The sequence below is a fragment of the Novosphingobium sp. KACC 22771 genome (assembly GCF_028736195.1).
In the GTDB taxonomy this organism is placed as follows: domain Bacteria; phylum Pseudomonadota; class Alphaproteobacteria; order Sphingomonadales; family Sphingomonadaceae; genus Novosphingobium.
The window spans coordinates 1,794,757-1,810,266 of the sequence record NZ_CP117881.1 but is presented as its reverse complement, the minus strand read 5'-3'; the positions used below and the strand labels follow the sequence as shown (position 1 = coordinate 1,810,266).

14 protein-coding genes are annotated in these 15,510 nt (G+C 63.6%); 9 read left to right on the top strand and 5 right to left on the bottom strand.

The genetic code is table 11. The features are described 5' to 3' along the window. The first annotated feature begins 60 nt into the window (after positions 1–60). A complete protein-coding gene (locus tag PQ467_RS08245; protein WP_443192987.1) occupies positions 61–1,236 on the top strand; it encodes a glycoside hydrolase family 68 protein in 1,176 nt (391 codons plus the stop codon). Position 1,237: 1 nt separating this feature from the next. Then, a complete protein-coding gene (locus tag PQ467_RS08240; RefSeq protein ID WP_274176011.1) occupies positions 1,238–2,101 on the top strand; it encodes an ROK family protein in 864 nt (287 codons plus the stop codon). 4 nt (positions 2,102–2,105) lie between these two features. Here PQ467_RS08240 and PQ467_RS08235 read toward each other — a convergent pair whose 3' ends face one another. Further along, positions 2,106–3,107, bottom strand: a complete 1,002-nt coding sequence (locus tag PQ467_RS08235) for a LacI family DNA-binding transcriptional regulator (RefSeq protein ID WP_274176010.1) — start codon at positions 3,105–3,107, stop codon at positions 2,106–2,108. A gap of 204 nt (positions 3,108–3,311) precedes the next feature. Between PQ467_RS08235 and PQ467_RS08230 the strand changes: the two genes are divergently transcribed. Beyond that, entirely contained in the window at positions 3,312–4,649 is a 1,338-nt protein-coding gene (locus tag PQ467_RS08230) for an acetyl-CoA hydrolase/transferase family protein (protein WP_274176009.1), read from the top strand. A gap of 31 nt (positions 4,650–4,680) precedes the next feature. Continuing rightward, positions 4,681–5,286, top strand: coding sequence for a DUF938 domain-containing protein (locus PQ467_RS08225; RefSeq protein WP_274176008.1), 606 nt, complete (start codon positions 4,681–4,683; stop codon positions 5,284–5,286). On the opposite strand, the gene PQ467_RS08220 is transcribed toward PQ467_RS08225, so the two are convergent. Beyond that, complete coding sequence (locus PQ467_RS08220; RefSeq protein WP_274176007.1) at positions 5,283–6,464, bottom strand: cytochrome P450; 1,182 nt, start codon at positions 6,462–6,464, stop codon at positions 5,283–5,285. The genes PQ467_RS08225 and PQ467_RS08220 overlap by 4 nt on opposite strands. 91 nt (positions 6,465–6,555) lie before the next feature. Beyond that, positions 6,556–8,307 (bottom strand): cation:proton antiporter domain-containing protein, encoded by a 1,752-nt coding sequence (locus tag PQ467_RS08215; RefSeq protein ID WP_274176006.1) that lies wholly within the window; start codon positions 8,305–8,307, stop codon positions 6,556–6,558. Between the two features lie 154 nt (positions 8,308–8,461). Between PQ467_RS08215 and PQ467_RS08210 the strand changes: the two genes are divergently transcribed. From PQ467_RS08210 to PQ467_RS08200, 3 genes are all read left to right on the top strand, one after another. Then, positions 8,462–9,145 carry a TetR/AcrR family transcriptional regulator gene (locus tag PQ467_RS08210; protein ID WP_274176005.1) on the top strand — a complete coding sequence of 228 codons (684 nt, stop codon included), beginning with the start codon at positions 8,462–8,464 and terminating at the stop codon, positions 9,143–9,145. A gap of 103 nt (positions 9,146–9,248) precedes the next feature. Further along, positions 9,249–10,259, top strand: a complete 1,011-nt coding sequence (locus PQ467_RS08205; RefSeq protein WP_274176004.1) for an alpha/beta hydrolase — start codon at positions 9,249–9,251, stop codon at positions 10,257–10,259. Next, positions 10,256–10,540 (top strand): c-type cytochrome, encoded by a 285-nt coding sequence (locus PQ467_RS08200; RefSeq protein WP_274176003.1) that lies wholly within the window; start codon positions 10,256–10,258, stop codon positions 10,538–10,540. Before PQ467_RS08205 ends, PQ467_RS08200 begins: the two co-directional genes overlap by 4 nt. A gap of 232 nt (positions 10,541–10,772) precedes the next feature. Here the strand turns inward: PQ467_RS08200 and PQ467_RS08195 are convergent, their stop codons facing one another. Together PQ467_RS08195 and PQ467_RS08190 are read right to left on the bottom strand one after the other, a co-directional pair. Next, positions 10,773–11,675, bottom strand: coding sequence for a ThuA domain-containing protein (locus PQ467_RS08195; protein WP_274176002.1), 903 nt, complete (start codon positions 11,673–11,675; stop codon positions 10,773–10,775). Beyond that, positions 11,672–13,654: a pyrroloquinoline quinone-dependent dehydrogenase gene (locus PQ467_RS08190; protein WP_274176001.1), complete on the bottom strand. Its 1,983-nt coding sequence runs from the start codon at positions 13,652–13,654 to the stop codon at positions 11,672–11,674. The genes PQ467_RS08195 and PQ467_RS08190 overlap by 4 nt, the downstream gene beginning before the upstream one ends. Positions 13,655–13,754: 100 nt before the next feature. On the opposite strand from PQ467_RS08190, the gene PQ467_RS08185 reads away from it, so the two are divergent. After that, positions 13,755–14,204, top strand: coding sequence for a type II 3-dehydroquinate dehydratase (locus PQ467_RS08185; RefSeq protein ID WP_274176000.1), 450 nt, complete (start codon positions 13,755–13,757; stop codon positions 14,202–14,204). Further along, positions 14,201–15,463: an MFS transporter gene (locus tag PQ467_RS08180; RefSeq protein WP_274175999.1), complete on the top strand. Its 1,263-nt coding sequence runs from the start codon at positions 14,201–14,203 to the stop codon at positions 15,461–15,463. The genes PQ467_RS08185 and PQ467_RS08180 overlap by 4 nt, the downstream gene beginning before the upstream one ends. Positions 15,464–15,510: the final 47 nt, after the last annotated feature.

Below are 15,510 nucleotides of genomic sequence, written 5' to 3'. Positions count from 1 at the left end.
GATTGCCTAGCTTCAAGCCATCGCCTATAAACCCGCAACGGCCAAATATACCGGGAGAGAATGACAGTGACGCAGCCCAGCGTTCCCGCCTCGATGTCCACATGGCGCGCCGATCATATTCGCGCGATTGTTCCCAGCGCGCAGAACACGATTCCCCTGATTGATCCGGCCGATGTTCATCCCATCCTGCCCGGCATTGACCTGTGGGACCTCTGGCCGCTGCAAAATGCCGATGGCACCACGGCCCTGTTTGACGGGGCCAGCCTGTGGTTCGTGCTCTGCGCGCCCGCCCTGCCCGATCCGGAAGCGCGCCATGATATCGTGCGCATCCGCTTGATGACCCATGCCGCCGACGGCACATGGCGCGACCATGGCCACGCCCTGCCCGATGGGTTCAACCCCGGCAGCCGCGAATGGGCGGGCAGCGCGCTATGGCATCCGGAAAGCGCAGAAGTCAAGCTGTTCTACACCGTCGCCGGCTATCCGGGCGAGGAAGCCCGCTCCTTTGCCCAGCGCCTGTTTCAGACCACGGGCAAGCTGAACACCGATGATTTCACCATCACCGGATGGAGCGCCCCGCATGAAAACATCATCGCCGACAATGTGAATTATACGCTGGTCAATCAGCGCGAGGGCACCCCCGGTTTTATCAAGGGTTTCCGCGATCCGGCCCATTTCCGCGATCCCCGCGATGGCTCGACCTACATCGTCTTTACCGGCTCGCTCAAACCTTCGACCCATGCCTTCAACGGCTGCATCGGCATTGCGCGGGCCACCAACAAGGCGCTGACCGAGTGGCAGATCCTGCCCCCGATCCTGAGCGCTGACGGGCTGAACAATGAGCAGGAGCGCCCGCTCCTCATCCACCGCCACGGGCATTATTATCTGTTCTGGTCCACCCAGCGTAAGGTCTTTGCCCCCGATGGCCCCTCTGGCCCCAATGGCGTTTATGGCGCGGTGGCCGATGATGTGCTGGGGCCGTGGCGCCCCTTGAACGGCACCGGCCTTGTCGCCGCCAATCCTGATGACGCCCCGTTCCAGACCTATAGCTGGTGGGTGGACGCCACCCTCGATGTCTGGGGCTTTATCGACTATCCGGCCTGCACCGCGGAAACGAAAGTAGACGATCCGGCATGGCGGCGCGCTCATTTTGGCGGTACGCCTGCGCCCACATTCCGCATCGCGCTGGATGGCGATCGCGCGTGGGTAGATCAGGCTGGGGCAGAAGGACAGTAAGATGGCACAATTTGGCCTGATTGAGGCGGGCGGCACCAAATTCGTGGCGGGCATCGCCGATGAGGAGGGCACGATCTATGCCCGGCATCGCATCCCCACCACGACGCCCGAGGAAACGCTGGGCGCCACCATCGGCTGGTTCCGCGAACAGGGGTTGCGGCCTGAAGCCATCGGCATCGCCAGCTTTGGCCCGCTGGACCTCAACCGCGCATCACCCACATGGGGCCATGTCACCCGCACGCCGAAGCCACATTGGAGCGGGGCGGACCTGACGGGACCTTTCGCGCGCGCCTTTGGCTGCCGCGTCGGGCTGGAAACGGATGTCAACGGTGCGGCTCTGGCCGAGGCGCGCTGGGGCGCGGGCAAGGCGGCCGGTTCGCTGCTCTACCTGACCATCGGCACCGGGGTCGGCGGCGGCTTTGTTTCCGATGGGCGGTTGCTGCATGGTCTGTCGCATCCGGAAATGGGGCATATCCGCATGCCGCGCCATCCGCAGGACGTCGATTTTGCCGGCCATTGCCCGTTCCACGGCGATTGTCTCGAAGGGCTGGCCAGCGGCCCGGCGATCATCGCGCGCTGGGGCGTTTCGCTCTCCGAATTGCCCGAGGGGCATCCCGGCGTCGAGATCATCGCATGGTATCTGGCGCAGGCCGCCGTAACGTTTCAGGCGATCATGGACCCGGCCCGCCTTGTCATGGGCGGCGGGGTCACGGCCACGCCGGGCCTGCTGGACAAGGTCCGCACCATCGCGACCCAGAGCGGCGCGGGCTATTTCGTCGGCAATCCGGCCGAGGTGATCGTGGCCCCGGCGCTGGGTGAAAATTCAGGTCTGCTGGGCGCGCTGGCGGTGGCGCTGGGGATCTGATCCCTTACGCCGAGGCCCGCAGGACCAGTTCCGGCTCCATCACCACGCTTTGCGTATCCTCGCCCGCGATGCGGCGCACGAGCATCTCGACCAGATGCTCGGCCCCGCGCGCCAAATCCTGACAGATCGTGGAAAGCTGGGGCACGGTGTGCTCGCCGATGGTCAGCCCGTCATAGCCCATCACGCGCACGTCATGCGGCGCCGACAGGCCCATGCCCGCCATCGCCCGCAAGGTCTTGAGCGCGATCACATCCGAGGCCGCGACGATGCCGATCGGCCCATCGGCGGCCTGCCCCAGAAAACCGGCGATTTCCGGCCCGAATTCGTCATCGGTCAGATGCGCCGGTTCAATATGCGGCTCGCCCATCCCGGCGCGGGCGAGAGCATCGCGCACGCCCTGCAGACGCTGTTCGATTTCGCGCGTCTTGGGGTCGCCAAAGAAGGCAATCTTGCGGCACCCCTGCGCAATCAGATGACTGGCCGCCAGGTCGCCGCCCTTGCGGTTGTCGCTGCCCACGCTGCAATGGACCTGGTCGGCGTCATAACCGCCCCAGACCACCAGCGGGCGATAGTCGCGCGCCACCGCGTCAATTGTGGCGGCCTGATCCGATTGCCCGATCACGATCAGCCCATCGACCCGCCCCGATGTAGCGATCCGGTCGAGCCACGCGCTGTCGGTGGGGATGACGCGGCTGAGCAACAGGTCATAACCGCGCTCGGTCAATTTGTCGGCCAGCAGGCCCAGCATGGTGATGAAGAAAGGATCGGTCAGATGCTGCGCCGTTTCATGGCCCAGCGGGATCAGCACGCCGATGGTGTTCGTGCGCTGAATGCGCAGATTGCGCGCCAGCAGGTTCGGGCGAAACCCATGCTCCTTGGCCAACGCCTGAATGCGTTCGCGCGTCTTGAGGCTGATCAGTGTCGAGCCCGCCAGCGCGCGTGAAACCGTACCTGTCGACACTCCGGCCAGATCGGCCAGTTCCTTGATATTGCGAATTCTGCTCATGCCTGACGGGCGCTTTCTGGCGAGGGACCGGGCTTTCTCGTGCCACAGGCGCGTAATTGCAAGACTATTCTGCCCTTTGCGCGCCTGCATATAATCCGATGGTCGGGTATGTTTTACCTATGCCGGGTCTTGGCCTGGCGTGCCTCTATCTCTAGGCTGAGACGCAGACCCCATCACAGCGGGGCGCGAGAGGATGAGACGGTGATGATCGATCTGAATGCGCAATATCGCGCCCTCCTGACCACCCCGGCTGCGGCGGCTGCGATGATCCCGGATGGGGCGCGGGTTGCGCTCGCGCTGGGCGCGGGGGCGCCGCCGCTTTTGCTGCATGCTCTGGCCGATGGGGCGCGGGCCGGGGCGGCGCGCGACATACGCTTTTACTATATGCTTTGCACCGCGATTGTCGGGCGCACGATTTTCGACCCGCAATTGACCGACCGCCTGATCCCGATGAGCTATTTTCACAGCGGGGTTGAACGCGGGCTGGACAAGGGGCGTACACAGAGCAGCAGCGATGAATTCATCGTCGATTATATTCCTTCCCATTTCAGCCAGATCCCCCGATCCATGGTCGAGCATGTCGGCGTCGATACGCTGATCGCCACCGTTTCCCCGATGGATGACGAGGGATTTTTCAGCCTTGGCACCAACACCGATTATGCGATGGCCGTGGCGCGCAAGCCGGGGGCGCGGCTGATCCTTGAAGTGAACCGCCATATGCCGCGTGTGCGGGGCGATTGCCGCGTGCCTTTGGCCGATGTGGCGGCGTTGATCGAGGGCGACACGCCCCTTTGCACGGTCCCGACCGCCCCTCTCTCGCCCACCGATACGCGCATTGGCGAGATCATTGCCGGGCTGGTCGATGATGGGGCCTGCTTGCAAATGGGGATCGGCGCGCTGCCTGATGCGGTCTGTGCGGGTCTGCATCATCACCGCCGCCTGGGCATCCATACCGAATTGATCACCCCCGGCCTGGCCGAACTGGTGCGCCGGGGCGTGGCCGACAATTCGGCCAAGCAGACCCATACCGGCACGACCATCTTCACCTTCGCGCTGGGCGACCGGGCGCTGTATGATTTCATCGACGACAATCCGGCCGCGCAGGCTTTTCCGGTCGAATATGTCAACAACCCCGCCGTGATCGCCCGCAATGATCGTGTCGTCTCGGTCAATGCCACCACGCAGGTCGATTTCCACGGCGCGTGCAATTCCGAATTCGTCGCCGGGCGGCAATTTTCCGGCACCGGCGGTCAGGTCGATTTCGTGCGCGGGGCCTATATGTCGGCAGGGGGCAAATCGATCATCGCCTGTCACTCCACGGCGGCGGGCGGCACGATTTCGCGCATTACCCCGCGCCTGTCCGGGCCGGTTACGACGTCGCGCAATGATACGCATCTGGTCGTCACCGAATATGGCGTGGCCGATATGAAGGGCAAGACGCTGGCCGAGCGTGCGCAGGCTCTGATCGCCATCGCCCATCCCGATTTCCGCGAGGACCTGTATCGCGAGGCCCACGCCCTGCGATTGGCGGGGCATGATTGATGCGGTCGGAATAAGCGTCTAATCCGGCGGCATGACCAGCCCAGACCTGCGCCGTATCGCGCCCGCCGCCGCGCGCAACCGCGACCCCATCCTTGATGTGCTGCGCGATGCATTGCCGCCCTCGGGCGTGGTGCTGGAATTGGCCAGCGGGTCGGGCGAGCATATCGTGCATTTCGCCCGCGCCCTGCCCCATCTGCAATGGCGGCCTTCCGACCCCTCGCCCGAGGCCCGCGCCTCGATCGCGGCGTGGACGGCGGCCGAGGGGCTGGACAATGTCGCTCCACCGCTGGCGCTGGATGCCGCGGGGGATTGGCCGGTGGGGCATGCCGATGCGATTGTGTGCATCAACATGATCCATATCAGCCCCTGGGCGGCCACAGAGGGGCTGATGCGCGGGGCGGGTGCGATATTGCCTGCGGGCGGGCTGCTCTATCTCTACGGCCCCTATCGCCGCGCAGGGGTGGCGCTGGAGCCGAGCAACGAGGCCTTCGATGCCGACCTGCTTGCGCGCGACCCGGAATGGGGCCTGCGCGATCTCGATGATGTCAGCGCTTGCGCGGCGGGCCATGGTCTGCGCGTCGAGGCGGTGCTGCCCATGCCTGCCAACAACCTCTCGGTCCTGTTGCGCCGCGATTAAAGAAAGCGCAGCGGCACCGAGAGCGCGCCGATTTCCGGCCAGCGGCTCATCGCAATCTCGCCCGCCAGTTCAAAGCCGCCCGGCGTTGCGGCCAGAATTTCCTCCAGCGCCACCTTCAATTCCATCCGCCCCAGATGCAGTCCCGGGCAATTGTGCGGCCCGCGGCCAAAGGCGAGATGGTCGGCAATATTGGGGCGGTTGAGGATGAAACAGTCGCCATAGGGAAACACCTCCTCATCGCGGTTGGCCGAACCATAGAGCAAGGCCACCGCCTCGCCCGCGCAGATTTTTTCGCCGCGTATTTCAATATCCTGCACCGCCGTCCGGGCAAATCCGCGATAGGGGGTATAGAGGCGCAGGAATTCCTCCACCGCCGCCTGGATCAGCTCGGGATGCCGGCGCAGCTGATCCTGCAAAGCGCGGTCGCGGCAAAGATGCACCGCCATATTGCCCACCATCACCAAGGGCGCGACAATGCCCACCAGCAGGATTTGCCGCACCGAGCCGACAATCAACTCATCGGGCAACGCCTGCCCCTCATGCCGCGCCTCCAGCAGGGCGGCGGTGGGATCGAGCGCGGGATCTTCGGGATGTTCGCGCCGGATGGCGATCAGCGCGCGCGCCATGTCATAGAGGCGCAGGCTGGTCTCCTTCATCTTGTCGGGATCGTTCAAATGCACCGCCAGCACGAATTCGCGCCCCTGACGATGCAGCGTTTCGAGCCATTCGGACGGCATCCGCATCCATTCGCCAAAGATCTGCACCGGCAGATGCGAGGAAAACTCGATGCAGATATCGCCTCCGCCCCGCGCCACCAAAGGGGCCAGCGCGGCGCGGGTGAGTTCGCGCGCGCGAGGCTCGAGAGCTTCGGCTTTTTCGCGCGAAAGCAGGGGGTTAAGCGCGCGGCGATAGGGCGTATGTTCGGGCGGATCGAGGTGGAGCGGCGGCCGCCGCCCGGTAAAGGCCACCTTGGGCACCACATTCTGGACCGTGGTGGTAAAGGCGGCATAATCCGACGCTGCCCGCTTTACATCGTCATATTTGGTCAGCGCCCAAAAGCCGCCGAGTTCATTGGCATGGGCCACCGGGCATTGGGCGCGCAGGCGGGCATATTCGGCATGGGCGCTGTCAAAATCTTCAGGGGCGGAAGGGTCAAAATCGGCGCGAGTCTGTTTCATGACGCCGATGGATAGGTTGCGCAGACCATCTATGCAAGCGCTATCATAAACTCTTGCACGAACGGGTACATAAACGCTGCCTCTGCTGCGCCTATTCCTCGCTTGCCGGACGAACGATGATCATACCGCGCGCGGCGCGCACATCGCCTGCCTCAATCTGAATCTTCAAACGCTCCCGATCGCTGGCGCGGTATACTTCCTCGGCGCGGTTGATCGCCTCAATGCTGACCCCGCTGTCCTCCAGCGCAAGGCGCGCCATCTTGACCGCCGATTCCATCACCTCGCGCACGATCCGTGAAGCAGGTGTTTTCTTCAACCGGATCACCGCGCGCCGATCATAGGCGCGCACATAGAGGCTGGCCTGCGGGAAAGCCTGATGCACCGCCTCGACCGCATCGGCCGAGAGCTGATCGCCGTCCATGCAGAACAGGACCATGCTGGCATCCTCGGCACCGGCCAGACGCAGCAGGTCGAGACGCGTGCCATCGCCGAAATAGACCTTGGCGCCAAAGCTGCTGGCGATGTCGATCATCTCGATGTCGCTGTCGATCATGGTCACGGAAATGTCGCTGGCGTTCAGCATCTGGGCCACGCTCTGGCCAAAGCGGCCATAGCCCACAACGATAGCGGTGGCGCGATCAGCATTTTCCGGCCCGGCGCGCTCGCCCTTGGCCTTGCCCGGCTCCTCGCGCATGCGTTTGGTGGCCATCATCAGGAACGGCGTGGTGGCCATGGAAACGGTGACGATCGCGCCAAACAGACTGGCTGCCTCGGGCGCGATCAACAGCGCGTGCTGGGCCTGGGTAAACAGCACGAAGCCGAATTCGCCGCCCTGGCTGAGCAGCAGGCCCAGCGCCAGAGCCCCGCGCCACGCCATGCCGAAAATCTTGCCTATGCCAAAAATCACCAGCGTCTTGATCGCCACCAGTCCCAGCGCCATGCCGATGACGAAAAACGGCCGCTCGGCAATGGTGTGCAGATCGAGCATCATGCCCACGGCAAGGAAGAACAGCCCCAGCAGGATCGAACGGAACGGTTCGACATCGGCCTCCAATTCATGCCGATAGGGCGAATCCGCCAGCATCACGCCCGCAACAAACGCCCCCAGCGCCGTGGAGAGCCCCAACAGCTCCATCACCGCCGCGCTGGCCATCACCGTAAAGAGCGCGGCGACGATGAACATTTCGCGCTCGCCCAGATTGCCGATCAGGCGGAACAGCGGGCGGATCAAATAGCGCCCGGCAAGGATCAGCCCCGCAATCGCCAGCACTGTATAAAGCGCCAGTTGCCAGCCCGGAGGGCCGTTGGCGTCGGCCGGATTGCGGCTCATCGTGGCGATGATCGTGATCATCGGGATGATCGAGAGATCCTGAAACAGCAGGATGGCAAAGGTCCGCTCACCAAACGGCGTGCGCAGACGCCCCGCCGCCTGCAGCATCGGCAAAACCTGCGCGGTCGAGGACAGCGCCAGCGGCATCCCCAGCGCCAGCGCCGCCATGGGCGAGAGCATCGTGGCCACATAGATAAAGCCCGCCAGCGCCGCCCCGCAGGCCACCACCTGTATTGCACCCAGCCCCAGAATATCGCGCCGCATCTTCCACAGGCGCGCCGGGTTCAATTCCAGACCGACCAGAAACAGCAGCAGCGTGATGCCCAGTTCGGCAAAGCCCAACTTCTGCTCGGCCTCGCCCACAAGGCCCAGCACATGCGGCCCCACCACCGCGCCCGCCAGCAGATAGCCCAGCGTGGCCCCCAGCCCCAACCGCCGGAAAACCAGCACAAAGACCATCGCAAAACCCAGCAACAGAAATCCGTCATGCAGCAGGGACGAGCTATTTTCCATGAATTAACCGAGCTTTCCGGATAGAGTTTGGCCCCTTGTGGCACATCCGTCCCGCGCCTGCCACCCCGACGGGGATGACAAGCGGCGATGCTTGGGCTAGTCCGATGACGGTTCGGGCACGGGATCGCCCTGACCCGCGGGAGTTGCAGGCAAGGTGACGCAGGACAGCACGGTGGAATCGGAAAATACGGGCCAATCTGAAACCGCGGGCCTGTCCAAGCGTCAGTTGACCGCGCTGCGCACGCGCGAGGACATTCTTGAAGTTGCGGGCCATGAATTTTCCGAAAAAGGGCTTGCCGGCGCGCGGATCGACGAGATCGCGGAAAAGACCCAGACCTCCAAGCGGATGATCTATTATCATTTCGGCAGCAAGGACGGGCTGTATCAGGCCGTTTTGCAACGCGCCTATGAAACGATCCGCAATCAGGAGCAGGCCGCGCGGTTCGAGGATCTTTCGCCCGAACAGGCATTGCGCGCGATCATCGGGCACAATTTCGACTATCACTTTGAACATCCCGATTTCGTGCGTCTGGTCATGAACGAAAACGTCCACAAGGGCGACCATATCGCCCAGATTCCCGGCATGCGCGAACGCAACCGCACGGTGATTGCCGCGCTGGGCGCGATCCTGAAAAAGGGTGTAGATCAGGGCGTGTTTCGCGACGGGATCGATCCGGTCGATCTGCATATGACGATTTCGGCGCTGTCTTTCTACAACGTATCCAACCGGTACACTTTCCGCCAAAACTTTGGCGTGGACTTTGCCGAATCCGCGCAAAAGGCACGGCGCCGGGTCCAGATCATCGATTGCGTCCTGCGCTGGGTAAAGGCGGGATAAGCGGGTTTTTGCACGCCTGATACAATTTGTGCCAAGCGAAGCGTTGCGCCCTCGCGACTGATGTGTACTATCTGGTTCACATAACACAGTCTGAGAGGGCCTCATGAGCAAATATCTTCTTACCCTGGCGCTGGCCATGGCGCTGCCCGGTATCGCCTCGGCCGGGGCCGCCAAGCCCGCCCCGCGCGTCTTTCCCGTCGCGGCCGCGCCGGTGCTGGAGGATCACTATCCGGTGCATGTTACCCAATGGCCAGGCGGCGTGACCAGCCTTGCCGATGTCACCTATTCCACCATTTCGGGCTATCGTCCGATGATCGTCGATATCTATATGCCGCCCAAGAGCGTCGGGCCAAAACCGCTGGTGCTCTATATCCACGGCGGCGGCTGGGTGGCGGGGCATACGCGCCATACCGGGGCGCTGTCCAATTTCCCCGCCGCGCTGGCGCGTCTGGCGGGCGAAGGCTTTGTTGTGGCCAGCCTTGAATACCGCCTCGCCGCCGAGGCCCCCTTCCCCGCGCAGGTGCAGGATGCCCGCGCGGCGCTGCGCTTCCTGAAAGGCAATGCGGCGCGCTTTGGCATTGACCCCACGCGCACCGGCATCTGGGGCGGATCGGCAGGTGGCCACCTCTCGGCGCTGACCGCGATGAGCTGCGGCGATGCCTCGCTCGATGCACCGGGCACCAAGGCCGCGCCGGGCAGCGAATGCGTGCAGGCCGCCGTGATCTGGTACGGCGTGTTCGACTTCGGCGCCCTTTCCGCCAGCCGCCCCGGCGGACAGGATGGCGCGGCAGCCAAGCTGCTGGGATGCAACGGCCCATGCACGGCCGAAAAATTTGCCGCCGCCAGCCCCAACACCTATATTGACGCCAAAGACCCGCCCTTCCTGCTGATCCACGGCACAGAGGACAAGACGGTTCCGGTGGCCCAATCGCATCTGGGCGAGCACAAGCTGAAGGCGGCCGGCGTGCCGGTGGAAAGCATCTATATCGAGGGCGTCGACCACAGCTTCATCGGCAAAACCCCCGAACAGACCCGCGAGGCCACACTGCGCGCGATGAATGCCACGTTCGATTTCCTCCACGCCCGCCTCGACAAGAAGATCGCGGCGAAATGAAGCCGGTATGGATGGCATTGCCCTTGCTGGCGGCGCTGTTGGGCGGCGGGCTGAGGGCGCAGGATAGCGCGCCCTCTTTCCCCGCCGGAGAAGGTCAGGCCGCGGTACAGACCGCCTGCGCCGCGTGCCACCCGCCAGCCATCGTTGCCAGCAAGCGCTATGATGCCGACAAATGGGCCGAAGTGGTCGATCAGATGGTCGGCAAGGGCGCCAAGGTGTCGGACGCGGATTATGATGTGATCGTGGCCTATCTGGCGCGGAATTATGGAGTGGGGAAGTAAGGGTTAAATGCGAGGGACTCGTCCCTCGCGCTCCCATGACTGTCTGCGTTGCGCCACGGGTTCGACCTCAAGTGTCGGACGCACCTTTGAATTTTTAAAGCCTGCGGCGCCGACACATAGCGCCGCAGGCTTTCATCCATGGCACACGCAACGCCGCGAACCCAACGCCACCCCCGTAATGGGATTGCAAAGGGCCCCCGCCCTTTGCCCGCCGGAGGCATAAATCCCCCGCTCACTTCATCCCATGCGGCACCGGCTTCTCCCCCCCATTCACCGCCCATTTCACCGCCTCCAACACCATCGTGCGGATGCGCGGATCGTCCCAACTGGCGTCTGTGTGCCCCAGCCCGGAATAGAACACGCGGCCCTGCCCATAGGATTTGATCCACGCGACGGGGAAATCGCCATCCTTGCGGTGGACCATGGGCGCGGCCATGTTGACACTGGACGTGTCGATGCGGGCAAGTACGTCCACCTTGTCGCGCGAATAGGGGTTGGGCAGCATCTGGTAATGCTCGTCTTTCAGCACCATGCCGGTCTTGAAAGCCTTCATGGCGGGAAATCCGGGCCGCTCGACAATGATTTTGGCGTCCGAAATCATCCATGGGTGATTGTCGAAAACCCCGCCCAGCATCTCGCCATATTCGGGCCAGTTGGTGGCGGTGGCGGTGGCGGTATGGATGCCGATAAAGCCCTTGCCGTCCTTGGCCACGTAATCGAGCAGGTCCTGCTTCTGCTGGGGCGAAAGGGTGGTATCGCCGTTGGTGTAGAACAGCACTGCGTCGAAATAGTCGAGGTTCTTGCCCCGCGCCTGCTTCGGCCCTCCTCGTGCATAGTCGAACTTGCCCCAGGTCTCGCCCTTGGTGATCCAGTCCATGTCCGTGCGGATAAAGCTGACATAGGCCCCGCTCTCGCGCCCGATCTGTTCGATGACCGAGACGGCATGGCTGACCGCCATATGCGCGCTTTGATTGCCGGTCGAAAGGTCGGCGATAATCAGCAGGCGCTTTTTACCCGCATAGACATCCTGATAGCCGGGCGGCGGGGTGCGCGGCGGGCCAGCCGGGGGCGAAGCCTGCCCCGAAAGCGTCAGGGCCAAAAGGGCGCAGGCAGCAAAACGAAGCGCGATTTTCATTGTCCGGCCTCCTTGGATTTCAGGGCAAAGGCAGTGATCGTGTCCGATGTCAGCGGGCTGTCGAGGAAAGTGCCCCCCGTGGCCGCGATGGCGACATATTGCCGCCCATCCCGCCCCGCATAGGTCATCGGCGTGGCATGGGCGGCGGCGTCCAGCTTTACCTCCCACACCATCTTGCCCGTTGCCGTGGCAAAGGCGCGGAAGCGGTTATCATCGGTCGCCCCCACAAAGGTCAGCCCGCCCGCCGTGGTGATCGCCCCGCCCATATTGGGCCGCCCGGTCAGTTTCTTGCCCTCTGGCGCCTCGTCGGAAATGCCCAACGGCACCTGCCAACGGATCTTGCCCGTGACCATATCCACGCCCCAAAGGCGCCCCCACGGCCCCTTCTGACACAGCAGGCGCGAATTGTCGGGACGGAACCGGCCCGAAGGCTGGCCGCGCTCAAAAGGCAGAGGCCCCTTGGACGGCACCAGTTTGGTCACCTGCCCCAGATCATGCGTGTTGACCACCAAAAGGCGCTGCGCCGGATCATAGGTCGCCCCGCCCCAATTGCCCCCGCCCAGCAGACCGGGGAAGCTGATCGTCACCTTGTCCAGATGGACCGGCGTATAGATCGGGCCTTCAACCATCTGATTATCGGCAATCCATTTCGCACAGGTATCGTGGAGTTCGGGCGTCAGATCGGTGATGTCCGTCTTGATCGAGAAACTCGTGCGCCCCAGTGGTGGCGTGATCAGCGGGAAAGGCTGGGTGGGAGATGGCTTTTCGCCCGGCACATCGCTGCCCGGAACCTTTCGCTCGGAGATGGGGAAGATCGGCTTGCCCGTCTCGCGGTTCAACACGAATAGCAGGGCGGATTTCGAGATCACGGCGACGGCAGGGACCGTTTTACCCTTGACCTTGGCGTCGAACAGCAGGGGTGCTGCTTCTAAGTCGCCGTCCCAGATGTCATGATGAACCACCTGAAAATGCCAGAGATATTTGCCCGTTTTGGCGTCCGCCGCCACCAATGACGTGCCGAACAGATTGTCCCCTGCCCTGTCGCCACCATAGCGGTCGAAGGTGGGCGCGCCAAAGGGCATGTACACAATGCCGCGCTTCTCATCGAGGCTGAGAAAGCCCCAGGCATTGACCCCGCTGCGCCCCTCCGCGCTGCCCGGCGCCCAAGTGTCATAGCCCTTCTCGCCCTTGCGCGGCACGGAATGGAAGGTCCAGACCAGATGGCCATCGCGCGCGTCCCATGCGCGCACATCGCCTGCTGCGCCCTTGGCCGGGAATTCCTGCACCGCGCTGCCGGTGATGATCAGGTTGCCATAGACGATGGGCGGGCTGGTCATGCCATAGAAGCGGGCCTCGGCGCCGTTCAGGATTTCGGGCGTCTTCATCTCGACCACGCCACGGTCGCCAAAACCCTGGGCAAAGGCGCCTGTTGCCGCATCCAGCGCAATCAGCCGACCATCGCGTGTGCCGAACACGATGCGTGGGGGCGTTTGCGCGTCGCCCGCCCAGTATTCAACCCCGCGCAGCGAAGGCTGGCCGGGGCCGGGAATGGCCGTGGCCCACAGTTCCGCGCCCGTATCAGGGCTCAGCGCCACGACGCGGCCATAGGGCGTGGAGACAAACATCCGCCCGTTCACAACCAGCGGGGTCACCTCGGACCCGGCGAAACGGCTGCGAAGTGCGCGCGGGCCGGTGGGCGCGCCACCTGCGGTCATATCCGGGAGGCCTTCTGCGCGGCGCTGGGCATCGGCGTTGGTATCTCTGGGGGCGTCTTTGGGCGCATCCGCGGGCGTGGCCGGGCGCATGTGATAGACCCATGCCGGGGCCAGCCCCGCCGCATTGGCCGGGGTAATCTGTGATAATGGCGAATGGCGCTGGGCGCCCTTGTCATGGCCATAGGTGGCCCAATCGCCGTGGGTCTGCGCAAAGGCGCCCCCTGACAACAGCGCCGTCGCGATTCCCGCGAATCCCCACCGCATCGCATTCTCCCATTTTTGATTTATGAACTGGTTCGTACATATTTCTTCCCATGGCAAGCTCTTTCGATTATGCCGGGGCCAAACAAGGGAGAGACTAGCCATGGGTGGCACGATTCTGGTCCTCAACGGGCCGAACCTCAATTTGCTGGGCGAGCGCGAACCGCATATTTACGGCCATGAAACACTGGCCGATGTGCAGGCGATGTGCGAGGCCGAAGTGGCCGGAACCGGCTATACAATCGACTTTCGACAAACCAATGCGGAACATGAAGCCGTCGATTGGATCCAGGCCGCGCGGCGTGGCCATGCGGGCATTGTCTTCAACCCCGCCGCCTTCACCTATGCCGCCTATCCGATCCTCGATGCGCTCAAAATGGTCGATTGCCCGGTGGTCGAGGTCCACATCAGCAACATCCACCGCCGCGAGGCCGAATGGCGCAGCCACTCGATCATGACGCAGGTGGTGACCGGCATCATCTCGGGCCTCGGCGTCAATGGCTATCCCCTTGGCGTGCGCCATGTGATGTGGGCGCGGGAGCGTGCGCAATGAAGCCGACGACCAAGCGCCTCACCGTCCTTGCGCTGATCTCCACGGCCACCCTCATCAATTATCTCGACCGTTCGGTGATGGGCGTGGCCAAGCCGGAACTGGTCAAGGAATTGCATATTACGCCCGAGGTGATGGGCCTGATTTTCTCTGCCTTCTCATGGACCTATGCCTTGGCGCAGATTCCGGGCGGCTATGTATTGGATCGCCTTGGCACGCGCCTGACCTATGCGCTCTCGCTGGGCCTGTGGTCGGCGATGACGGCGCTGCACGGGCTGGCCACGGGCGTTGCCGGGCTGGTTTCCGCCCGCCTCGCGCTGGGCCTGGCCGAGGCGCCCTGCTTTCCCGCCAACAGCCGCGTGCTGTCCACATGGTTCCCCCAGAATGAGCGCGCCAAGGCGACCGGGGTTTACACCGTGGGCGAATATATCGGGCTGGGCCTGCTGATCCCGGTGCTGGGCTGGATGTTGGCCCATTATGGCTGGCGCTCGCTGTTTTTCGTGGTCGGCGCGCTGGGCATCGCCTTCGCCTTCCTGTTCCACCGCCTCTATCGCGAGCCGCAGGACAGCGATGCGAATCAAGCCGAAATCGGCCTGATCGCGGCCGGCGGCGGCTTTTCGGGCGGCGCCGCCCCCATCGCTTTCAGTTGGGCCAATGTGCGCCGACTGGTCACCACGCGCCAGATCGCGGGCGCCTCGATCGGCCAGTTCTGCTCCAACTCCACTCTCGTTTTCTTCCTGACATGGTTCCCGTCCTATCTGGCCGAGGAACGGGGCATGACCTTCATCAAGTCGGGCTGGCTGGTCTCGCTGCCCTATATTGCGGCGGCGGCGGGGGTGATGCTGGGCGGGGTGTTTTCCGACTGGCTGATCCGCGCGACCGGCTCGCCCACCATCGGACGCAAGGTGCCGATCATCGCGGGCCTCCTGCTGTGCGCCAGCATGGTTTCGGCCAATTACATGGACAGCAACAATGCCGTCATCGCGGTCATGAGTCTGGCCTTCTTCGGTCAGGGTCTGGCCGGGCTTGGATGGACGCTTTTGTCCGATGTCGCGCCCAAGGAAATGATGGGGCTGACGGCGGGCCTGTTCAACTTTTTCACCAATCTGGCTGGTATCATCACCCCGCTGGTGGTCGGCTTTGCGGTGGGCGCCACGGGCAGCTTTTATGGCGCGCTGGCCTATATCGGCGCGCTGGGGATCATCGGGACGCTGGCCTATCTGATCGTGCTGGGCCCGGTGGAGCGGGTGAAAATCGCTTGAAGAGCGATGGCGGGCGTCAAGGTCTATTGACGCCCGCATTTAATGAA